Raw genomic sequence first — 21,882 nt, forward strand, 5'->3', positions numbered from 1 at the left:
CTCTTCTTGGCCCTCGCCCACCGTGTACTGACCGTCCGACGCGATCCGGACTCCGGGGAAGTCCTCGCCCGTGGGGGCGACCCGGAAGCCCACAGCCTCCTGGAACGCACCGGATTCGTCCCAGTCGTCCGCCGCCACGAGACGTACCACCGTCTTCCTACCGGCCTTGACCAGGACGAGGAGATCCGCCTGGCCACCCGCGCCGTAGCCCGCCTCCAAGCCGTCGGCTAGGACCTGACCGCGGACCCCGCCTTCGCCACCGAGCAACACGAACCGCACTACCTCTCTGTCGGCGCCCAGGTCGCACACCTCGCGACCCGGATCCGGGAAGCGGAGACCACCGAGGAAGTCAGCGACGCCCTGACGGAGCTGACCGCCACCCACGACGGTGTCCTCCCGGCCCTCGCCGAAGTCCTCGCCGCCACGGCTGACTTCCTGCAGGACCTCGGGGAGCCCATCGACCCGCACACCGCCGCACGGCTGCACTACCTGGTCGACGAACGGCTCCAAGTCATCACCTCTGACCTGCGGCACGTCCGCAACGGGCTCGCCGACCGGCAGGCCGTACACCCCCACCGCGCGCCGTGCCCCCAGGAAGTCGCCAGCGACGAACGGGAGAAGTCGGTCTCCTGTCCCTGCCCCGTGCCCGCCCGCATCCCCACCACGCCCATCACACCGGCCGCTGCTCTGCCCGCCCCGGCCAGCCGCCGCCGCTGACCGCCCCGAGACCCGCCCGAGGAACCATGCCCTACGACCGCGACCCCGACGAGCTCGGCTCCTTCGCCGCCATCCTCACCCAGAACCTGCCCGGCACCTGGACCCATGAGCTCCGCCAGCACACCGCCCACGACGAGCACCACGGCGCCACCGCCGACGTCTGGGACATGAACCACGTCGCCGAAGCCCTCGCCCAGCACCCGGTGAAGCACGACGCCATCCTGACCCGCGACGACGGCCGGCGGCTCTTCCTCCTTGACCATCCCCGCTACGAGGACGAGTTCCTCATAGCCGCCATGGCCCCCGTTGACACCCCCGCGGAAGCATTCCGCGGGGTGCGGGAGCCGGACGGCATCGCGATACCCGCCGAACCCGAGCAGGCCACCGACGCCATCGTCACCAACCTCCTGCCCCGCTACGAGGCCGCTCTGGCCCAGGTCCAGGACAACGCCCTGAGCCTGACCCGCGCCTCCTCCCAGCCCGACACCCTGGTAATGAGCTGGACGGAATCCGGCGACCTCACCGCCACCACCGGCCGGTCGGACGTGGCCGGCGTCCTGACCGCCCACGGGTTCGTCCACGACCCCGGCGAGCAGACGTACGTAGCCTCCGGCGACGACACCGCTCACCAGGCACAGTGCGTACGGGCGGCCGGCGCCGCGCTCGGCGCCCTGAACATCGGTGTGACCCTGCGCAACGCACCCCACCGAGGCACTCCCGCAACGACGCCGCTTCCTGCACCGCGCCCGGCCACGGCGAACACCGTGCGTTCCCGGTGAAGGACGGCGCAGAGCCCGACTTCCTCATCCTCGACTACGTCACCATCACCCGCGACCCACGCACCCAGCTGGTGGTCACCAGCAGATGCACACCAGAAGCCGCGGGCATCCTGGAGACCGTCGGCCGCTTCCGCGGCAGCGGCGCCCACTACCTGCGCCAACCGCACGACCTGCCCGTCGAACAGCAGCGTCACTATGCGACGGCCGCGGCCCAGGCCCTCCTGTTCTCAGGGTTCAGCGTCTTCCTGGATCCCTCCCTGAACACGCTCGCAACCCCCGACGGCGACCGGGCAGCGGCCCACCGCTACCTGGACCAGCTCGCCGAACGGGCCAGCAAGGCCACCGACGACAAGCAGGTCGCCGAAATCCTCGCCGAAGTGGCCGCGCCCACCGAGCGCCTGCTGTCCCACCTGGTGCAGTCCCTGATCACGACCTGGGCCACCTGGAGCCAGCGAACGGACAGCACGCTGTCCAAGGACAGCCTCTCGATGCGGCTGATGGACACCACCAGCGGGCTCTCGCGCCACGGCGACGAGATCCGGCACATCCGCAATCAGGCCGCCGCCGCCAAACCGACAGCCCCGCAACCGCCTGCACCTCCAGGCCCAGCGGCGTCGCCGCCCACCCGGGGACGCTGAACCCGCCGCACTCCACCTCCGAAACGACCATGCCTCCACGACACCATCGAACCGATCTCGCGGCCTTCGCAGACGGCCTCGCCGCCCGCCTGCCCGATACCTGGACCAGCACCTACACCCGCCACGCCGCCTACCACGACCAGATCGCCACCACGTCGACGGTGTGGGACATGGGAGCCGTCGGCTACGCAGCCTCCAACTTCGTCCTCAGCCACCAAGCCGTGCTCGCCCGAGCCGACGGAGCACGCCTGCTGCTCTTCGACCGCCCCCGGTACCGCCACCAGTTCATGATCGGCGCACTGGAACCAGACGCCCATCACGACGCCTTCCATCGGGTGGCCGAACCCAACGGCATCGCCATCCCCGCCGGCCCTGCCCGCGCCGCCGCCCAGGTCACCCGCAGGCTGCTGCCCCGCTACGAGGATGCGCTGCGCCAGGTCCGGCACAACACCGCCCACCCCGCGCCCCGCCGGCCCGAACCTTCGCTGATCTTCGGAGCGGTGAGCATGGCCTGGCACCCGGACGGGGCCGTCGGCGCCGTCACCGGAGTACGCGAGGCAACCGCGGTCCTGTACGGCGCCGGATTCCAATACCACCCCTACCACCGGCAGTTCCTGCTTCCGGCGTCCTACGGCGACCGCGAGCAGATCGCCCGCGTCCAGGCCGTCTCCCAGAAGCTGGCCCGTATCGGCGTCGGCGTCACCATGCGCCCGGCCCAACCTGCCCCCGCGCCCACCGCACTGCCCGCTCGACCACCCTCCCCGGCGGTCGCATCTGCGACCCGCTGATCCACCCACCACCGCGAGGAGATCCCCCGTGGGAAATCTGGCCGATGAAGCCGGCACCGACGTCGAGATCTACCGACGGGCCCGCACCCCCGGCAGCGTCCACATCGTCAGCCGCAGCGACGCACCCGAAGAACTCCTGGCCCTCCTCGACAGTGCCGGCCTTGAGCGCCACACCGAGGAGACCGCAGGCCCGGTCTACGTCTGGCACGAAACCCCCGACGGCCTGAGCGAGAAGGCCCAGAAGCAGCTCGCCACCCGCGCGATGCTCCCGCTGCTCATCGCCGACTACAAGGTCAACATCGACCCGGATGTGTACGACGTGACCGCCTGGGGGCAGGCGATGGCCGCGCACCGCGCCCAGCAGGCCAAGACCACGGGTGCCCAGGCTCCCGCTGCGGCTCCGCCGGCGTCGCCCGGCTCCCCTTCGCGTTCTCGCTGACCACTTCCCCCACCCCGCCCCGGCCCCGCCGTATCCGGGCCGGGGCGCCCGCCACACCACCCGGAGCACCACGATCCAGCAGAACCCCACCAACCCGCCGCCGATCTCCCCCGCCCGCCACCCGCGCCTGGCCGTCTTCCTGCTGCGCCGCTACCTCCGCGCAGTGACCGCCGGCTCAGCCGGACGGCACAACCCGCCCGCCACCGGCCTGCTCGGGGTGCTGGACAAGTCCCGGCGTACAGGCACCGGCCCCAACCGCCCCGGAGGAGCATGACCGTCCACGACCCCGACGCCCTGACCCGGCACATCGCGCAGCAGATCGCACTACTCAACGAGCACCTGGTCACGGCTCCGCCCCGCCAGGCCGCCCGGACCCTCAGCCAGGTCCTCGATCCCGAAGACGGCATCCTCGGACAGCTGACCACCTTGATGGTCACTGGATCGCGCTTCGCCCAGGACCGGGCGACCGCCGGAGTGCTGCCGCCCGAGGTATGGCTCGCCCTCGGCCGGGCCGCCTACGAGTTCCACGACATCGGCCTCGACCTCGACGACCACGCGGAAGACCTCCGCCGACTCGCTCAGGCCCCGGCAACCACCCCGATCCCGGCCTCGGCCTCGGCTCTCGTCGCCAGGAGGCACCGGTGAAGAAGACCTGGACAGGCTGGGGTCCGACTGCCGACCAGCCACAGCAGCACTACCTGGTCGAGCCCCGTCACCTCGGAGGCGGAGGCGACCTCCGCTTCGTCGCCGAGTACCTGCGCGCCTCCGGCTGGAAGGACATCTCCCGAACGGGCGGCCCGATCGTCTTCGACAGCCCCGACCGCACGGTCAGGGTCGGCTTCGACCCGACGTCGATGCCCGGCGGCTGGACCGTCTCCGGACAGGCAGTGGGGCAGCAGCCGGCCTGGCACGCCACGTTCACCATGGCCGTGCCAATCGAGATCGTCGCCGGGTTCACCGACACCCTAACCAAGCACCGCTCGGCCCACGCCCCAAACGTGTGGGCTCCTCTGGAGGAGAACGGGTGGGAGACCGAACGCGGGCAGCACTTCACCGCCGTCTCCCCGGACCGCAATGCCTGGCTTCAGTACCACCAGAGCGAACCCGGCCAGGCGCACTGGTGGGCCGGGGCCCGCACCGAGCACGGCAGGACCTGGGACGCGGTCTTCACCCCAACGACGCCGATGCACCTCGTCCAGGGATTCTCGGCCGCTCTGTCGGACCCGACCCCGGTCATGCGCCAACGCGGCGAGGTCCCCGCAACGAAATGGATCCGCACCACCTCAGTGTCCGTACGCCCCTCCGAACTCGGAGGCTGGCAGCAGGCCCGGATCACCGCCGCCCGCGCCGCCACCTGGGCCCGCAACTCCTGGGCCGCCGCCCGCCCCCGCCAGCACACCCCAACCGGTCCGTACACAACCGCCGGCGGGAACAAGTCTCGCCGCTGACCCGCCCTCAGCCCACCCCACGACAACCGAGGAGCCCCGTGACCGAACCCGTCACCGTCCCCACCCCGGAGCAGATCGAGCAGGCCACCGACACCCTGGCCCAGCTCGTGGACTACCTGCGGACCGAGCCGCCCACTGCCCACGTCCTGTCTCTGCTGACACCGCTCCTTGACGAGGACGACGGCGTCCCGATGCTGCTGTCCGACGTCCTGCGCGCCGCCGCCCGAGCCGTCGCCACCCACACCGAGCCGTACAACAGCGACGTCAACTCGGTGGTCACCACCCTCCGGGAAGCGGCCACGGAGATCATGCAGTGGCACTCCCTGCACTGGGAAGTCCGCAGCCTGGCCCGCGCCACGGCTGCGGAGGCAGCGCCCTGAGCCAGCGGCCCTTCATCTCCACCCGCATCGACGAACCGCACAGCAGGATCTGGTTCGACACCAGCCCCCGCCACCTCGCCGGCCGCGGCGACCCCCGCCACATCACCCAAGCGCTACGAGCAGCCGGCTGGTCCAACCACTCCGACCCGGACTACCCGCACGTGATCCTCTCCAGCCCCGACCAGCGCTACGCCCTGGCCCTGGAGCCGGAACCGGAGTCGTACTCCAAGTGGTGGCGGATCAGCTGCACCAGCGACGACGAGAACTGGTACGCCCAGTTCGGCGGCAACACCCCTGTCGAGATCCTCGCCGGATTCACCGACGCCCTCCTCAGTCCCGCACCCGAGACCGCACCCGACGTATGGCCCATCCTCACAGCCGCGGGCTGGACCCACGTACAGGACGAACGCGGACACGAGGTCGCCGAACACCCCGACGGCATCATGCAACTACGCCGATGGAACACGGCGAGCAGCTGGGACCGCGGCTGGAACGCCACCGCGCTCCTCCCCGACGGCCTGGGCCGGGTGGAAACGGTGTGGGAGGCCTACCTCGGCAACGCCCCCCATCTCGTTGCCGCGTTCGCCACCGCGCTGGCCGACCCCGCTCCCGTCGCACGGGCCGAGTTCGACGTCCCTCACAGCGGCCTCGTCACCCAGAAGCCGAGCAGCCGCCAGGCAGACGAACTCGTAAAGGAACACGCCGCGCGCCTGGCCCGTGCCCGGGCCACCGCCGTACGCGGGCGGCGCACCGCCCTCACCACGCAGCCCGTCACAAGCTCGAACCCGGCGGCGCCCGTCGCCGCCGGGCGCCGCCGGTGACTCCCGCCGGGTCCGACCGGCCCCTCAAGGAGCCGCCCTCTGTCCATCACTGACCGGCAGCTCGCTGCCTTCGCCGCCGACCACGGGAACAAGCTCGGCTCAACCGTCAGCCCCCGCTACCTGGCCGGGCCCGGCGACCCCCGACACATCACCCACGCCCTACGCGCCGCCGGGTGGACGAACACCTCCGACCCGCTCCACCCGGCGATCACGATGACCAGCCCCGACCACGTCCACCACCTCGTACTCGACCCGGCCCGCCTCCACGCCGACTGGAAGATCAATACCGACTTCCTCCCCGACTACTGGTCCGCGACCTTCACCATCACCACCCCGGTGGAACTCGTGGCCGGCCTAGCCGACGCCCTGATCCGCCCCACCCCAGACGAGGCGCAGCCCACGGTCTCCGAAATCCTCACCGGCCGCGGCTGGGCACACACCACCGACGACTCCGGCACCCAGACCCTGACCTCACCGGACGGCATCGTCCAGGCAGAGCAGCGCGTCTCGTCCTTCATCGGAGTCCGCGGATGGGAATTCGTGGCCGCGCGCCATCACGGCGAGTACGGCCCCGAACAGCTGCTGTGGCGGGCCTACCTCCACGAGGACACCCCCGCTCACCTCCTGACCCACCTCGCCGACGCCCTCTCCACCGCGACACCCGTTCTGCGCAGCCGGTTCGCAATCGACGACAGCGTGCACCTCACCCAGGGAACCGAGTTCGCGATCGGCGGCGAAGTCCTCGCCGCCCACAAGCAGCGCCTGGCCGAAGCCCGCCGCTTCCGCCCCAAGCCACGGCTCACCACCACACCGGCACCGCCCGCTCTCCCGCGCACCGCCACACCGGTCCGGCCCGCCCGATAGCCGCCGGCCACGAATACCTCCGCCCCCGAAGGCCCCTGTGACACATCCCGATCGCCGCCTGCACGAGCTCCGCCTGCAACAGCTCGCCCTCTACCTCCTCGAAGCGGAGCAGATCCTCGCCGCCTGGGACACCTACTCCGACCAGCACACCGGCCCCGACGGCTGGCCCCACGACGAGACCGCCTACGGATTTCGCCAGGCCCAGCGCGACGCCGACACCTGGCGCTCCTTCAACAGGATCCACTCCAGCGCCAACGACCTCGTCGCCATAGCCGAAGTGCAGCTGCAGAAGCTGCCGGAACGGCACGTTCACCCCCGCTGGGCCTGGCAGATCTCCACCCTGTACAACGCCCTCGGCCGGCTCAACACCCTGCAGGGCGAGTGGCTCGACGTGCGCGCCACTCTGCCGACGTCCGCGCGGCCCGGGGTCGAGGAGTACGACGGGCCCCTCGCCGCGCGGAACGCCGAAGTCTGGCACCACCTGGACGAATGCTCCCTCCACGGCCAGGCCGTCCTGGACATCAACACCGCCATCCGGCGCACCAAGCCCCGCCCATCCGCCGCCGCCCACACGGCAGGCCTCCCCGGCCCCGGCGCCGCACCCGCGAAGACCCGCCGGTGAGCGCCCTCCGCCGCTGAGTCCACGCCCTGATCCCCTGGAACCGCCCTCTTGTCCAACCCTTCCCCGAACTCCAACGACGGCTACGACATGGCCTTCAAGGCCCTCATCGGCGCCCTCGTCATCGCCTTGCCCCTGTCCACCCTGGCCTGGCTGGGCGGCAACGCGACCGCCTGGATCACCAACAGCGGCCCCTGGGTCCCTTACCAGCCGGCTGAAGCCCTTCTCCACCCCGAACGTCTCTGGCCCCCGGCAGGAGAAACGTCCCTGCTGATCGGCACCCGCATCCTCCCCGCCATGGTCCTCCTCGCTCTCAGCGTCTTCAGATACCTGTGGTGGTCCCGGCGCAGGGGCGCGAGCGGGAAGAGGAAGCGCGTCGCCGGGATGGCCCAGCGGAGGGACATCGAGCCGCTGCTCGCCAAGGCCATCACGGCCAAGGCGCGCTCCCTGAGGCCGAGTCTGAAGGACGCCAAGGCCATCGACGCCTCCGACACCGGCGTCCTGCTCGGCAACCTGCAGGGCAGCCGGTCCGAGGTCCGGATGGGCTTCGAGGACGTCGCGGTCGCGATCATGGCCCCCCGCTCCGGCAAAACGACCTGCCTGGCGATCCCTGCGATCCTCGCCGCCCCCGGCCCCGTTCTCCTCACCTCGAACAAGGCCGCCGGCGACGCCTACACCGCGACGCTCGACGCCCGCGGGGAGGACGGCCGGACCTGGAGCATGGATCCGCAGCAGATCGCCCACGCGACTCGCGAGATGTGGTGGAACCCGCTCGCCACCGCCAAGTCCCTCGACGGGGCAGGGCGGTTGGCCGGGCACTTCCTCGCTGCGAGCGTGGATGCTTCCCAGCAGGGCGACTTCTGGTCCAAGGCGGGCAGCAACATCTTGTCCCAGTTGTTCCTCGCCGCGGCCCTGGACGAGCGTCCCATCACCGACGTCATGCAGTGGCTGGCCTTTCCTGCCGACCGCAGGCCCCTGGACATCCTCCGCGATCACGGGTTCTCAGCTGTCGCCGCCCAGCTCAAGGGAACCGTCGAGGGCCCGCCGGAGACGCGTGACGGCATCTACGAAACGGCGCGGCAGTACGCGTCGGCGCTGCTGAACAGTGAGATCGCCGCGTGGGTCACCCCGCAGAAGGGGGTCGCCGAGTTCAAGCCCGCCGAGTTCGTGACCAGCAAGGACACCTTGTATCTGTTGTCGAAGGACGGAGGCGGCGGAGCCTCGGCGTTGATCGCGGCGTGCGCGGACTCCGTGATGCGGGCCGCGACCGTCCAGGCTGAGAGGGCTGGCGGACGCTTGGACCCGCCGATGCTGGCGATCCTCGACGAGGCCGCCAACGTGTGCAAGATCAGCGACCTTCCCGACCTGTACTCCCACCTCGGGTCCCGCGGGATCATCCCGATCACCATCCTGCAGTCCTACCGCCAGGGCCAGAAGGTCTGGGGAGACGCGGGCATGGACGCCATGTGGTCTGCGAGCACCGTGAAGGTGATCGGCTCCGGCATCGACGACCCGGACTTCGCCGACAAGCTGTCCAGGCTGATCGGCGACCACGATGTCGAGACCAAGTCCACGTCCATCTCCGACTCCGGGAAGTCCACCTCCTTCAGCATGCGGCAGGAACGGGTCCTGCCCGCCGACGCGATCCGCGCTCTCCCGAAGGGGACCGCGTTGTGCTTCGCCACCGGCATGCGTGCCGCGATGCTCGACCTGCGGCCCTGGTATCTGGAGCCCGGCGCCGACAGCCTGTCCGCCACCTCCGCAGCCGCCTCGAAAGGCATCACCGACCGCGCCGTCGCCAAGGCCGCCCCGAAGAAGACCGACTTCGGGAAGGCGGCGTAAGCCGGCCCCGGCCGCACTGTCGGAACCCTTCACCGTGTGTCAAGCCCATCCCCTGACCTTGCCTGGAGCTTTCGATCGAATCGAGTACCCCCACCGTCAAGGACATCGCCCGAGCCCTGGCCAACCACATCGCAGCTGATGTCCCTGCCAGGGATGTGATCGTCTCCTTCCGTGTCCGCCCCCAGACCACCTCCCGCTACAAGGACCGCTCATCGGGGGGCCCGCTGTCCGCCATCGCCAGGTCGGTCCACGCCGAGCTGTACGGCTTGCCCAAGGAACCCGCCGGCGAACCGCCCACCCTCTCCGCTCTCCTCGACGCGGCCCACACGGCCAACAGCCACTGGGAGCGGGCCCACGTACTGCACGAACTGGTCGCCCAGCTCCCCCAGCTGGCCGAGATCCTCGATCTCACGGCCGCCTGGGCCCGCCGGCGCCACGACGTCCCAGCCCACACCGCCCAGTGGCTCGCGGACACGGCAGCCCTCACCCACCTCTCGGCGGCAGGGCTCGAACAGATCCAGCACATCCACAACACCCCCATACCCCCGCCATCACCATCGCCAGCAGGGCGCAACAACTACCTCCCAGCCCCGTCCCCACGGCGCTCCCGTCGCGCCCCCTCCCGACCAGCGCGGCTCCGGCACCCGCAACACGCTGACCCGAGCGACCACGACCTCTCGCGCGACCCCTTCGCCATCCGACACAACTCGACATTCAACTAATGGAGTTCACGCTGCAGATCATCGATCTCGTCGAACAGACCCGACGCCTCGGTCAGGCGGCGCCCACCCTGATGTCGCTGATCACGGAGGTGGAGACCGTACGCGCGGGAGAAATAGAGAAACCCGTCAGGGAACTGGCGCCGATCGCCGTCCGCCTGCACGGACTGGCGATGCAGTACACGGCGCAGCTCGCCGCCCTGTCCACCAGCCAGTACGCGGCCATGAAGGACGGACACCAAAACCTCGCCGAGCTCGCGAAAGCCTGCGCCCATGTCTCCTTCGCCGCCACCATGTGCACCTTCGCCATCCACCGCCGCACGGAGGTCCTGCTCTACGAAGACGGCGACGAGACCCCGAAGGCGAGCCGCGACAACCTGAAAAGCGCCGCCGAGGAACTGATGCACGCGGCGAAGACGTACAGGCGGCAGGCACAGCGGCTCTCGTTCCGCCTGGCATCCACCCCGGCTCGCCATGAGGACCAACAGCTCATCGCCCAGGCGCTCGCCGTCACTCCCGCCAACCCGGAGCCGAGGAGCAGCACGGCCGGACCAGACCGCGACACCCCCGGGAACCCGAGCACCCTGGCCGATCCCTCCCCAGCCGTCGCGCAGCAGGCCGCTCCTGCCCGGACCGCCGGCCCGCCCAAGCTGAATCCCGCCCAGCACCGTGCCCTGCACCTCATCGACACGAGCACCGTCATGTACGCGCAGTGGCCCCGCAAGCGTCCCACGGTGGACACCGGATCACCGGAGCGCATCAGCACCCGGACCGTGGACGCCCTTCAGGCCAGGCGCCTGATCGGGCGGGACGTCAGGACCGGCCTGCATGAGGGACAGCGCCTGCTTCTCACCACGGCCGGGCGCGAGGCCCTTCTGCGTCTCGGTCCCGCACCCGAGCCCGGAGTCCCCGCGCCGGCGCGTCGCACAGGCCCCGCACTGACCCGCTGACCAGATCCGCCCCGGTGGCGGACAGTCCCGCGTGGCGGTGCCCTACGAAGGTCCCACCCGTTCGTGATCGATAACGCCCTCTTCTCCCTGCCCCATCCACCCTCACCCGCCGCGCCCGGACGTACCACGCAGACCGCACCTAGCCGTCCGACGCCACCCGCCGCCAGCCCTCCTGCACCGTCTGCTCAGGGCGCCCGATCACCCTCCATCCCCGACCTGCCCTCACCCGTGGTGCGTCTGCTCGCGCTCGCCGACCAGTTCACCCAGCACAACGATCAGCTCGCCCGGCTGCAGCCTGCCTACGGTGCCACTTGGGGCCACACCTCGGCGCAGGTTCTCGTGAGCGCGTGCCTGGAGGCCGTCCAGGCCATCGTTGACCAGCCGATGTACGCGGGCGTGACGTTGACCGAGGCCACGGTCCGGATCAGGCATCTGACCGTTCTCACCGGACAAGCAGTCCGCCACCTTGCCGAGGCCAAGGCACAGCTCGTCGAGCCGACTTCGCCATCGGACATGCCGTCCAGGGGTGGAGAGGTCGCACACCAGATCCAACTCGCCCGGGAACTGACGATTCTAGCTCCGGCAGCAGCCCTGGAGTCAGCGAGCGCCGTAGCCTCCGAGATCCACCGCCGCCGGCCCGCAACGACGACTACCGGGACCGATGCCCTGACCCTCGCCGAGCGGACTGCCCTTTACGCCACCGCCCGAGGGCACGTCGTGGTCGGCCGGCGTGAGGGACGCGATTACGTTCACAGCCGCGGGAGTTCCGTACACCTCGACACACTGCGCACTCTGGAACACGCCGGGCTCGTCGCGGTCCAGCCCGGGTCCGCGCCACCGGCCTTCGGCGAAGGCCCCCCTCACGACCGGGTCCGCCTCACCCCCAGCGGAGCAATGGCCGTGACGGCCTTCCTCGGACGCAGCACCCGCACCCCAGCCCCGCCTGCCCCCGGCACGATTCCTGCCCAAACCTCCGTGGCACCGGCAAGGGCCCGCTGAACACGGTGCACTCCATGCCGCGCGCCCCGGAGGGCTGCGGGCCCACCTACCAGGAACCGCCATCCCCACCGCCCCCGAATCGACACGCACACGGACGATCGAGCAACTGGAAGTTCTCAGCCAGGACTTCACCGCCCTGCACATCAGCATCCGGATAGGCCTCCTCATACCTACCGGCTCCTCCTGGACCTGGCCGAGGAGCTCTACCGCCGCAGCAACGCTGTGCGGCGCGACACGCGTAGCAGCCTGTACGTAGGCCAGCGACTCCACACCACCGCGGCCGGCCGAACGCACCCTCGACCGCCTAGGTCCGGCGCCCGCGCCGCCGCCTCCCCGCCGCTTCGAGGTCTCCCTCGCATCCGCTGACCCGGCGGGTCTTCCCCTCCACCCTCCCCCTCGCGCCGTGATCGCCTTCGGCGCCCGTACCACCCCTGGATCCTCTCCTTGGAAAACCCCCACTACCGCATCCCTTCTTTGGGCGCCGCCTTTCTCCACCGCTCCCGTCTCCCCCGGGCCTGCCCAGGGGAGAGCAGCCAGTCGGAGCAGGACAACCTCGGGCTTGCCTCGTGATGGACAGGCTTGTGCTGGACCTCTTTGCCGGCCCTGGAGGCTGGAGCCACGCCCTGCACGTGCTCGGCGTACGGGACGTCGGCCTGGAGTGGGACGAGTGGGCGTGCAAAACGCGCGCCCGTGCTGGGCAGTTCACGATCCGTACCGATGTGGCGATGTACCCGGTGTGGCCGCTGGTCGGCCGCACCAACGGGTTCATAGCGAGCCCGCCCTGCCAGGCCTGGTCGATGGCCGGCAAGCGGCTCGGCCTGCTCGACCAGCCGCTCGTCCACCAGGCCGTCGCCGACCTCGCCGCCGGCCGGGACACACGGGCGAAACTACTGACCGCCTGCAAGGACCCCCGCAGCCTGCTGGCCGCAGAGCCGATGCGCTACCTCCACGCCCTGCACTCGGCGGGCGATCCGGAGTGGATCGCCATGGAGGAGGTCCCCGACGTCCTGCCGCTATGGCGGCAGTACGCCGTGATCCTTCGAGGCTGGGGCCTTTCCGTCTGGACCGGGATCCTCAACGCCGCCGACTACGGAGTGCCACAGACCCGGCGGCGGGCGATCCTGCTCGCCTCCCGCACCCGCACCGCCGAGCCGCCGCCGCCGACCCACGCCCAGACCGCCGAACCGGAGTCCCTGTTCGGGCCGGGCCGTGAGAGGTGGGTGTCCATGGCCGAGGCCCTCGGCTGGGGCGCCACCGACCGGCCGACCCCGACCGTCTGCGCCGGCGGCGGACCGGGCGGCGGCCCCGAACCGTTCCCCTCCGGGGCCCGCAAGACCCTGACGGACGCCCGCGACCGCGGCACCTGGAAGCCGCCCGCACTCGGGTCACGCTCCGGGCGCAGCTCCCGCCGGACCCGTTCCGGCCGCCTGCGCCCACCGGACTCCGACACCCTCGTCTGCACCTGCGGGCAGCACCGCTGGTCCTGGTCGCTGCGCAGCAGCAACCAGGCCAATGCCACTGTCCGGGGTGTGAACGAGCCGGCGGGGACGTTGTTCTTCGGGCACCGTGCGAACGAATGCATGTGGGTCGCGGAACGGCACTCCCTCGAAGCCGAGGAGGAGAGTGCGGCGCCGGAATCGATCCGGATCACCGCCACCGAAGCCGGCATCCTGCAGACCTTCCCCGCCGACTACCCCTGGGCCGGCAACAAGGGACAGCAATTCTCCCAGATCGGCAACGCCGTCCCGCCCCTGCTGGCGGCCCATCTCCTGGCCCCGTACCTCAGCAAGACCCTCACCCGCTCCGAATTCACCCTGGCTGCCTGATGCCCAACCCCGTCTCGAACCAAGAAGATTTGTCCCTGGACGGCATACCTGCGGACCCGCCGGTCCGGTATGTCGAGCAGGCCCTCCTCGGTGCCCTCCTCCTCGAGCCTCTCCGTATCAAGACGCTCGGCTCGCTCGGCCCCGAACACTTCAGCGTCGCGATGCACGGCGCCCTGTTCGCGGCGATGACCGCGCTCACCCCGCCTGCCCCTGAAGTCCACGCCCGAGAACCGGTATGGATCACCAACCTCCTTGAGCGCGCCCGGCCCCACGCCCGCGGGCTGACCGCCCCCTACCTCCACATCCTGGCCGACTCGTGCCCCGAACCCAGCCACGCCCCCGCCTACGCCCAGATGATCGTGGCCAACCGGGCCCGCCTCATCATCCGGGCCGCCGCCGAAACACTCATCCAGGCGGCCACCGACCCGGTGCTGCCGGACCCCGCCGCGCACGTCCTGCACCGTACCGACGCCGTCGCCGCCATCCTCGACGACCTCGGCGGGCTCTTCCCCTCGCACCCGGGCTCGCTCCCCCGCACCACGCTGCCACTCCCACCAACCAGGGATACCGGCGTCGGTTCCGATGCCGCCGGCGAGGAGCAGCTGCTCCTGTCGACGGTGGCCGCGCGCCCTGCGTGCCTACCCGAGATGAGGTGGCTGCGACCCGAGGACTTCACCGTCCCCCTTCACGGCGTCCTATACCGGTGCATGGCCTCCCTCACCCACCGGGGCGATCCGATCGACGCGGTGACGGTGCTCTGGGAGGCCCAGCACCACGGCCTCCTCGCCTCCGGGGCGACCGCCAGAGAGGTGCTGGATCTGCTCACCGCCCCGGCCGGGTCCCCTGAGCACTGGGGCGAGCAGATCCTGCAGCGCTCCCTCCTCCACCACGCGCACACCACCGGCCTGCACATCCACGCCTACACCAACGACCCCGCGAACACCCCGCACCAGCTGATCACCGGCAGCCGCCGCGCGCTCGCCGACCTCGGCGCCGTCCGGGCCCGCTGGCAACACGCCACCCGCCCGCCGTCAGCCGGACCCCCGCGCACCAAGCCCGCCCCCGCATCGCGCGCCGGGCCGGCCACTCCACGCGTAACCCCGCCCGCGGTGTCCACGCGGGCATCCCGATAGCCCACCCCCGAGCGGGCCCGGCCAGCAGCACACCGGCCGGGCCCCCAGAATCGAGCCCTATGCCCCAGCCCGGCCTCGGCGAAGCCCACATCCGCCTCGCCCGCCACCCTGACCACAGCAGCGCCGTGACCGCCACCCTCGCCGGCCCCGAGTCCAGTCGAAACCTCGCACGCACCGCGCTGTCCAACCGCGGCTTCCGCTGGATCGACCTCAAGACACTCGTCCTGGCCCGCATCGACCACGAGGAGCCCTACTACGCCGACCAGGCTGCACGCGCTCTGCGCGACGTGGGCGCGACGGTGGAGATCGCCCCGTCGCTCCAGGAGGAGATCGACACCGAGTGGACGTACGGCAACTACCCGATGCCCTACCTGGATCGGGACGAGATCCGGGAGGTCAGCGCCGAAGCCCAGCGGATCCATGACGACATCGCCTCCGGCCGCCTCACCATCCACCTGCACGCCCACGACGGCTGGACCACCGTTGCCGTCGGCACCTACCGGAACGGCAAGAGCGTCCACTTCCACGGCGAGGACTACCTCCGCCAGGAGACGGCCGACTACGAAACCGAGGCGGAGGCCGTAGCCGACTTCCACAGCCAGTACGCCGTCGCCGTCCGCCCCGGGCCAGCCCCCCTCACCGACATCGAGCGCACCACCGCTCAACTCCTCACCACACCGCCCTCCGAGGCGCCTAAGCCCTCACCGGCCCAGCGCGCCGAGCCCACCAAGCCAAAGCCGGAGACGGTGCCCGTATACGCCGCTGACCCCGGCGATCATGAAGACCTTCTTGACACGTTCCTCGAATCACAGGACGAGTGGGAGAAGGTGCGGACCTGGTCCGACGGCACCACCATCGCCAACCACGAATCGCTGACCATGCGGGTGCAGTTCTTCCACGAGGCCTACCCCGGTGCGCCTGACACCTGGACGGTCGCTTCGTACGAATCCCCGGTCGGCGAGCGCCTCTGGCACGCCACAGCCACCCGTACCACCCCCGTCGAGATCGTGAGCACCTTGCTCGACAGCCTCGCCGCCGGCAAGGGCTGGGGGCCGGGACCAGCCACGGCCGTCACCGACAAGACGCTCGCCGAGGCCACCCGCTACCTCGCCGAGACCGGCGAGACCGGCTGGCCGCTGACCGTCAACGCCCGAGTGGTGGAGTGGACCGCGCCCACCGAAGAACCCGCCGGCGTCCGCTTCGACACCTTCGCCGCCTCCCGGCCAAACTCCCCACTCGAGGCCTGGACCGTCTGGGGCGGAAACACACCCGACCAGCCGACTTGGTCCATACGGTTCTCGACGCACACGCCCCCGGCCCTGCTCCAGGACATCACCTTCGAACTCGCCCACGGCACAGGGCACAGGCAGCCTCACACCGACACCGCCGGCCCCGCAGCCCACCTGCCCGGACCTCCCGCTGTGGCCCGCCCCCACAGTCCAGCGGCCCGGCCCGCAGCCCCACGCTGACCAAGTCCTCCGCCCGCGTGACCCGACCGCGGCTCCACCAACCCCACCGCAGTGGCCACACGGCCGAGTAGCGCCGCCGTCCGACCAGACCGCTCCCGCACCCCCAACGAGCCTGAACCCAAAGCACTGCAGATCAATACCTGCGGGTGCGGAGATCGAGGTACGCCTCTTGTTGGAGGACCGGCCGTACTATGTCCGGTGCGCACGCGCTCTGGCGCCTTCACTGACCTTGGAGGTCCGATGCTCACGCCCCGCGTCGAACGCACCGTCGCAGTCGGGCAGACGCCAGTCACCGACACCGCCACGGGCCGCGTGCGCGTTTTGAACACCCGCTGCGCAACGTGCGACTTCCGCCCAGGCAACCAGGGCAACCTCGCCCCCGGCCAACTGGCTCGCCTCGTGCGCGATTGCGTTGCCGATGAAGGGCACATCGTGTGCCACGAGACCGGCGATGAGAGCAGCCAGCCGGGGGCGATCTGCGCGGGGTTCGCGGCTCACCCCGACGCGGGCCGCTCCCTCGCGCTCCGCATCGCAGCCACCGGGCACGCTCTGAGCCAGGAACCCGGACCAGTCCCGGATCTGCGGAGTACTCCTAACGCTCCCATGCGAACCAAAGCAAGTGAGCCGGCGAGCCGATAGAAGCCGGCTCCTCAGCCAGCCCCTCCGTGCTCGTTTCAGCCAGTGCGGGTGGCCGGTGTCGTCTGGATTGACGGATTACCATCCCACCGCGTGCGACCGGCCCTAACGTGAAGTGGTGGACGACTTCTTCGAGCGGGTCCTCACCCGCACACAGGCGTGGCCCCTCGGCCGGTCCGACCTGCACTGGCACATCCTGCACGACCCGACTGTCGTGGAGGAGAAGCTGTCCGGCCCCTATCGGGAGCTGACCAGCCGCCCAGGACTGGGGCGCGTCGAGGCCCAATGGCTGCACACCACCTTGATGCACGGCGGCCCGATGGACGAGTACAAGCCCGGCGAAGTCGAGGCCATCATCGAGCGCGTGGCCGAACAATGCGCATCGATCAGCCCGTTCGAGCTGACCTACGAGCGGCCGGCGATCGGCAACGTGGCCGTGGAGCTGGCGGCACACCCAGGCCGGGAAGCCCGGCGTCTCTGGGAAATCACCACCAACGTCGACGCCGAGGTAACCGGAGGGCGGTTCCCCCGCATGCCCTCCGCGTACTACCCGCACGCGTCGCTCGCGTACGGTGTCGCCGGCTCCGAACGGCCGGACCGGCTCACGATGAAGGTCCTGCTGTCCGACCACCCCGGCGGACCCGTCACCCTGCCCGTCGACCGGATCTCGCTCGTGGCCCAGCGCCACGACGCCCGGTTCATCACCTGGACCCACATCGCCGACGTCCGGCTCGGAACCGCCTCGTGACCGAGCAATCACGCACGGCCGATCCGGTCGCCCGCGCGATGGGTGAACTCCTCCCAGCCGGGGGCAGCATGTGGTGGCGTGCCGCCGTCGTGCAGGCCGCGCGTTGGATGCTGCCGCTCTGGACGCCCGTGACCGTCCCGCGCCACCACACGAGCGCAATCAACCGCCAGCGCCTGGCAGTTCTCGCCCTCGCCATCCTGACCACCTCCCACGAGGCGCAGCAGCCTGTAGACCAGGTGGGCATCGCCCAAGTGCATGCCCTCCTGGCTGCCGATGCCGGGAAGGAGATGGTTGGGGGCGTGCCGACGGATCCGTGGGGCGTACGTCGGCGGATGGAGGCGGCGATCAGAGGGCTGGGGGAAGCCGGCGACGCAGCGAGGCCGGTCCTTGCCGTGTACGAGCAACTCGCCCGCATCGAGTATCCAGACTCAACGTGGTCCCACGATGCGCCGAACGCGTCCGACCTGGCTGTCGCCGTGTGGTGGCTGAACCGGGCATTGGCATCCCTCACGGATCAAGAGGTCCACCGACTGCCCCCAGCCCCGGCACCGGCGCCATCCCTCGTGGTCAAAGTGCGGGGCGCCATTCGCCGCGCCGACCACGCCCCCGGACCGCACGGCCCGATCGACCCCCTGGCCTGCCCGTCCTGCGGGTCACCCGAAGGCTGGACGATCTACTGCGACGGCATGGCGGCGAGCGCACTGTGCCCATACGGTCACGTCTCCACGCACGAGGTGCTCACCGCCCCTCACGTCCGCACCAGCGTCCTCCTCCACCCGGTGCAGATCCAGCCGGACGAGGCTGGGTCCGTGGACATCCCGATGGACATCGTGGTGGCGGGCCTGCACGCCTCGGAGACCGACGACCCGTACGACCACTGGCGCGGACGAAACTGGGCCCGGCTCAGCGGCGGCACCCGCCCCGGACGGTGACCACGCTCAACCAGCAAGATCACCGGCTCGAAGGCGTCGAAAAAATGACCGAGTAACCCATGGGGGCACTTCGGCTTGCATGGGAAATCGAACAGATGGCCTAATTTTGGTATGGCACGAACCACCTTCCCCGATGATCTCCTGCAGACCCAGATCCGCGTGATCCGGGCCTATGCCGCGCTCGCCAAGGAGCGCTCGACCCGCGGTACCACCGCGCTCCGGCGCCAGCTCATCCAAGAGCTCCGCGACCTGTACGCCCACCCGTACTGGACCGAGCCCGGACATTCCTACGCCGCTCTGGTCGAGCTGCGGCGGGAAGCCCGCGCCTTGGCGTGGGTGGTCGCCGCGTGAGCAGCCACGTCTTCACCGGGCACAGCGTCCACGCGCTGTTCCCCAGGGACATCGCCCATCGGGACGCGGCCCGGACGATACCGGAGGTCGGACGCGAGGCCGCCCTCTCAGCGAGTTCCAGCGCTGGCCACGAGCCCACCCTGCGAGAGGAGCTCAGGCCGCCCACCTGCAGAAGCTCGCGTGAACGCCGGCCCATCCACCTGGCCTGCCCCGCGCTGCGAACGCTCCGGTGCTGCACCGTCGAGGAGGCCAGTCGCGGAGCTCACCCGACATGCCCCTCACGGGGTCGGTCACCAGGGAACCGCGTTGCGCAGCCCTGGACGGGTGTGCTCGGGGAAGATCTCGTCGGCGACCTCCAGGTAGGGGGTGATCACCAGCTCCCCGTCGGTGAGCTGGTCGTACCCGAGGTGCCACAGGCCCAGGCGAACCCGGGATGCCGCCACTGCCTGCCCACGGCCATGGACCGGTGTGTCGTGGCCGTGGGCGCAGGTCCAGACAACCGCGAGTCCATCCACGGTCAGCTCGCCGAGCTGACCTGCATCGGCCGTCCTGCAATCCCAAACCGAGCAGTTCACGGGGACCCAGGCGTTCCGGCGGGTGACCATGACCCGGGGTGTCGCGATACGCAGTACTCCCGTAGCGGCTTCCACGGGGGCGAGGTTCTGCCGGTCGTCCTCTGTCACGCCGCCGAGGACCTCGGCCAGGGTGGGCACGCAGTGGCGCAGGGCGGACGGCCCGGGGCCGCACTCGTCGTCGAGGGCGTCGCTGCCCGAGTATTGGTTGCACAGGTCGTTGGAGAGCAACCAGATCTGGCTGATGTCGCGGTCCGACGTGGCCTGCGGCCCGGAGAATGTCGGCTCGTGGCCAGCCTCGCGCACCGCCTCCTTGATCTCGGCGGCCACCGCCGGCTCCTTCACCATGACCCCATAGGACATCGGCGTGCCGGTCACGTCGACGGCCGCCCGAAGCTCGTCCATCGTCACGGCTGCCGGGGCACGGCGACCGTCCCACGTGCGCGCGTAGAACAGCAGGGCAAGCGCCCGCAGCTCCATCTCCCCCGCGGGAACAGTCCAGGACGGAGCGAGGATTCTGGCCGCCTCGCGCACCGCAGACACCCATGAAGACGGAGCCGTGGACGGCAGGAGCAGGCCAACGGCCAGCTTCAGCGAACTCGTCGGCGGGAAGCGGGTCATGGGTGAACCTTTCGATCACGACAGGCGTGATCCGCAGTCTGCCATCCGCGTTCGCACGGGCCGGCCGGATCCGCTGCGTAGAGCCGAAAATCGCAGTGATCACTTCGCCATACCCCCTACCCTGCCGGACACCACCAGCTCCGCAGGACGAGGACTCCCCGATGACGAGCAACCCCGCTGTACGCCCGGAGATCATCGATTTCTACACCCGTTCCGACGAAGCCGCCCGACTGCACACCACCGCCACGGGCACCCTGGAACTCGCACGCACCCGCGAGTTACTACGCCGCCACCTCCCACCCACTCCGGCCCGCGTACTCGATGTCGGCGGCGGCCCCGGAACCCACGCCCGATGGCTCGCCGAAGACGGCTACACCGTGCACGTCGTGGACCCCGTACCCAAGCACGTCAGCCAGGCCAGCGCCCTTGACGGCGTAACAGCCGAGCTGGGCGATGCTCGCCGCCTCACCGCCGCAGCCGGTACGTACGACGTGGTGCTGCTCCTGGGTCCGCTGTACCACCTCCACGACAAGGCCGACCGGTTCTCCGCGCTGGCCGAAGCGGCCCGGGTTGCCCGTCCGGGCGGTCTCGTCGCGGCAGCCGCGATCTCCCGTTACTCCCCACTGCTCGACTACATCGCCACTACTGGCATCACCGAGCCCGCCATCCAGGACGGAGTACGCGACACCCTCGACCAGGGCCGCTACTCCGGACAGCGCGGTTTCACCGTTGCCTACTTCCAGACCTCCGCCGAGCTCCGCGAGGAAATCACCGAGGCAGGACTCGCCGACCCCACCCTGTATGGCGTCGAGGGACCCGGCTGGGTGGCGGTCAAGGCCATCGAGAAGTACACCGACACCAACCTCTTGAACACAGCTATGTATGACGCTGCCCTCGCCGCAGCTCGCCTCGCGGAACCGCACACTGCGCTCACCGATGCCTCCGCCCACATCCTCGCCATCACCAGCACCCGCTCTCCCAAGGGCCTCCCGCACGCGGCCTGGCACGCCACCCGCGACAACTAGGCCGTCTCTTCCGGATCAAGTCCCGCCCGTGGCCGTCGTAGTCCGAAAGAGCCGACCTTAGCCCTCACGCTCCTGGCCGTCTTGATTCGTTGCTAGCGCGTAGCGACGAACGGCGGGCGTGCATCGTCATCAACCGAGATCAGCAACCCGTAGCACCCCGGGCCTGTCCGGGGTGCGGGCACGGCGGGAGGCCGAGTCCCGGCCGGTTCCGTCAGGGCTGCGTGCGTCCGAGGAACTGCCGCCGCTGTGGGGCACCTGCCTCGCGTCGACCCTGACAACGAGGTCACCATCGTGCCGGAGGAGGCGTAGTTGAGGGCGCCATGGAAGAAGAATCACGTTCCAGAACCGGGGCCGAACCCGGCGCTGGACGTTCCGATCGTCGTCGGCTTCGGAAACGTCCGGCAGCGCTTGAACGAGGCGATGGCCGCCGACGAGCAGCGGATGGCCGAGGCCATAGCCAAGCCCGAGAGGGAGTGGACCGAGTGGGATCACGCTCACGCCCGGGACATCAAGGTGCGGCATTAGCGGATGGTCGAGGACGAGCCGGCGATGTAGCCGCAGATGGC

Annotated in this window: 24 protein-coding genes; 23 read left to right on the plus strand and 1 reads right to left on the minus strand. The window is 70.4% G+C overall.

The window, feature by feature from the left end; all coding sequences use genetic code 11:
- Nucleotides 1–6: 6 nt before the first annotated feature.
- The 21 genes from Sspor_RS40435 (at nt 7) to Sspor_RS08615 (ending at nt 19,098) form a co-directional block, all read left to right on the plus strand.
- Nucleotides 7–231: a hypothetical protein gene (locus Sspor_RS40435; protein WP_237403750.1), complete on the plus strand. Its 225-nt coding sequence runs from the start codon at nt 7–9 to the stop codon at nt 229–231.
- Nucleotides 232–743: 512 nt separating this feature from the next.
- Nucleotides 744–1,496: a hypothetical protein gene (locus tag Sspor_RS08520; RefSeq protein WP_202198481.1), complete on the plus strand. Its 753-nt coding sequence runs from the start codon at nt 744–746 to the stop codon at nt 1,494–1,496.
- The gene (locus Sspor_RS08525) at nt 1,493–2,134 is read left to right on the plus strand and encodes a hypothetical protein (protein ID WP_202198482.1); all 642 of its coding nucleotides are present in this window, start codon (nt 1,493–1,495) and stop codon (nt 2,132–2,134) included. The genes Sspor_RS08520 and Sspor_RS08525 overlap by 4 nt, the downstream gene beginning before the upstream one ends.
- Nucleotides 2,135–2,163: 29 nt before the next feature.
- Nucleotides 2,164–2,922 (plus strand): hypothetical protein, encoded by a 759-nt coding sequence (locus tag Sspor_RS08530; protein WP_202198483.1) that lies wholly within the window; start codon nt 2,164–2,166, stop codon nt 2,920–2,922.
- A gap of 28 nt (nt 2,923–2,950) precedes the next feature.
- Complete coding sequence (locus Sspor_RS08535) at nt 2,951–3,361, plus strand: hypothetical protein (RefSeq protein ID WP_202198484.1); 411 nt, start codon at nt 2,951–2,953, stop codon at nt 3,359–3,361.
- 270 nt (nt 3,362–3,631) lie between these two features.
- On the plus strand, nt 3,632–4,006 hold the full coding sequence (locus Sspor_RS08540; RefSeq protein ID WP_202198485.1) for a hypothetical protein: 375 nt from the start codon (nt 3,632–3,634) through the stop codon (nt 4,004–4,006).
- A complete protein-coding gene (locus Sspor_RS08545; protein ID WP_202198486.1) occupies nt 4,003–4,809 on the plus strand; it encodes an SPDY domain-containing protein in 807 nt (268 codons plus the stop codon). Before Sspor_RS08540 ends, Sspor_RS08545 begins: the two co-directional genes overlap by 4 nt.
- 38 nt (nt 4,810–4,847) lie before the next feature.
- Nucleotides 4,848–5,189, plus strand: a complete 342-nt coding sequence (locus Sspor_RS08550; RefSeq protein WP_202198487.1) for a hypothetical protein — start codon at nt 4,848–4,850, stop codon at nt 5,187–5,189.
- Nucleotides 5,123–6,010, plus strand: coding sequence for an SPDY domain-containing protein (locus Sspor_RS08555; RefSeq protein WP_237403751.1), 888 nt, complete (start codon nt 5,123–5,125; stop codon nt 6,008–6,010). The genes Sspor_RS08550 and Sspor_RS08555 overlap by 67 nt, the downstream gene beginning before the upstream one ends.
- Before the next feature lie 213 nt (nt 6,011–6,223).
- A complete protein-coding gene (locus Sspor_RS08560) occupies nt 6,224–6,874 on the plus strand; it encodes an SPDY domain-containing protein (protein WP_202198488.1) in 651 nt (216 codons plus the stop codon).
- 37 nt (nt 6,875–6,911) lie between these two features.
- Nucleotides 6,912–7,496 (plus strand): hypothetical protein, encoded by a 585-nt coding sequence (locus Sspor_RS08565; RefSeq protein ID WP_202198489.1) that lies wholly within the window; start codon nt 6,912–6,914, stop codon nt 7,494–7,496.
- Nucleotides 7,497–7,583: 87 nt separating this feature from the next.
- Entirely contained in the window at nt 7,584–9,335 is a 1,752-nt protein-coding gene (locus tag Sspor_RS08570) for a type IV secretory system conjugative DNA transfer family protein (protein ID WP_202203556.1), read from the plus strand.
- A 155-nt stretch (nt 9,336–9,490) separates the two neighbouring features.
- Nucleotides 9,491–10,057 carry a hypothetical protein gene (locus Sspor_RS08575; protein WP_202198490.1) on the plus strand — a complete coding sequence of 189 codons (567 nt, stop codon included), beginning with the start codon at nt 9,491–9,493 and terminating at the stop codon, nt 10,055–10,057.
- Nucleotides 10,057–11,004 (plus strand): hypothetical protein, encoded by a 948-nt coding sequence (locus Sspor_RS08580; protein ID WP_202198491.1) that lies wholly within the window; start codon nt 10,057–10,059, stop codon nt 11,002–11,004. The genes Sspor_RS08575 and Sspor_RS08580 overlap by 1 nt, the downstream gene beginning before the upstream one ends.
- A 231-nt stretch (nt 11,005–11,235) precedes the next feature.
- Entirely contained in the window at nt 11,236–12,003 is a 768-nt protein-coding gene (locus Sspor_RS08585) for a hypothetical protein (RefSeq protein WP_202198492.1), read from the plus strand.
- 569 nt (nt 12,004–12,572) lie between these two features.
- Nucleotides 12,573–13,829: a DNA cytosine methyltransferase gene (locus Sspor_RS08590; RefSeq protein ID WP_202198493.1), complete on the plus strand. Its 1,257-nt coding sequence runs from the start codon at nt 12,573–12,575 to the stop codon at nt 13,827–13,829.
- Nucleotides 13,829–14,962 (plus strand): DnaB-like helicase N-terminal domain-containing protein, encoded by a 1,134-nt coding sequence (locus Sspor_RS08595; protein ID WP_202198494.1) that lies wholly within the window; start codon nt 13,829–13,831, stop codon nt 14,960–14,962. Before Sspor_RS08590 ends, Sspor_RS08595 begins: the two co-directional genes overlap by 1 nt.
- A 59-nt stretch (nt 14,963–15,021) precedes the next feature.
- Entirely contained in the window at nt 15,022–16,431 is a 1,410-nt protein-coding gene (locus Sspor_RS08600) for an SPDY domain-containing protein (RefSeq protein ID WP_202198495.1), read from the plus strand.
- 754 nt (nt 16,432–17,185) lie between these two features.
- Nucleotides 17,186–17,815 (plus strand): 2'-5' RNA ligase family protein, encoded by a 630-nt coding sequence (locus tag Sspor_RS08605; RefSeq protein ID WP_237403753.1) that lies wholly within the window; start codon nt 17,186–17,188, stop codon nt 17,813–17,815.
- Entirely contained in the window at nt 17,812–18,747 is a 936-nt protein-coding gene (locus tag Sspor_RS08610; protein WP_202198497.1) for a hypothetical protein, read from the plus strand. Before Sspor_RS08605 ends, Sspor_RS08610 begins: the two co-directional genes overlap by 4 nt.
- A gap of 111 nt (nt 18,748–18,858) precedes the next feature.
- Nucleotides 18,859–19,098, plus strand: coding sequence for a DUF8825 domain-containing protein (locus tag Sspor_RS08615; protein ID WP_202198498.1), 240 nt, complete (start codon nt 18,859–18,861; stop codon nt 19,096–19,098).
- Between the two features lie 290 nt (nt 19,099–19,388).
- Here the strand turns inward: Sspor_RS08615 and Sspor_RS08620 are convergent, their stop codons facing one another.
- Nucleotides 19,389–20,291 carry a hypothetical protein gene (locus Sspor_RS08620; RefSeq protein WP_202198499.1) on the minus strand — a complete coding sequence of 301 codons (903 nt, stop codon included), beginning with the start codon at nt 20,289–20,291 and terminating at the stop codon, nt 19,389–19,391.
- 161 nt (nt 20,292–20,452) lie between these two features.
- Between Sspor_RS08620 and Sspor_RS08625 the strand changes: the two genes are divergently transcribed.
- Nucleotides 20,453–21,316: a class I SAM-dependent methyltransferase gene (locus tag Sspor_RS08625; RefSeq protein ID WP_202198500.1), complete on the plus strand. Its 864-nt coding sequence runs from the start codon at nt 20,453–20,455 to the stop codon at nt 21,314–21,316.
- A gap of 309 nt (nt 21,317–21,625) precedes the next feature.
- On the plus strand, nt 21,626–21,841 hold the full coding sequence (locus Sspor_RS08630) for a hypothetical protein (protein ID WP_202198501.1): 216 nt from the start codon (nt 21,626–21,628) through the stop codon (nt 21,839–21,841).
- Nucleotides 21,842–21,882: the final 41 nt, after the last annotated feature.

This window comes from Streptomyces spororaveus (genome assembly GCF_016755875.1).
GTDB lineage: Bacteria > Actinomycetota > Actinomycetes > Streptomycetales > Streptomycetaceae > Streptomyces > Streptomyces spororaveus.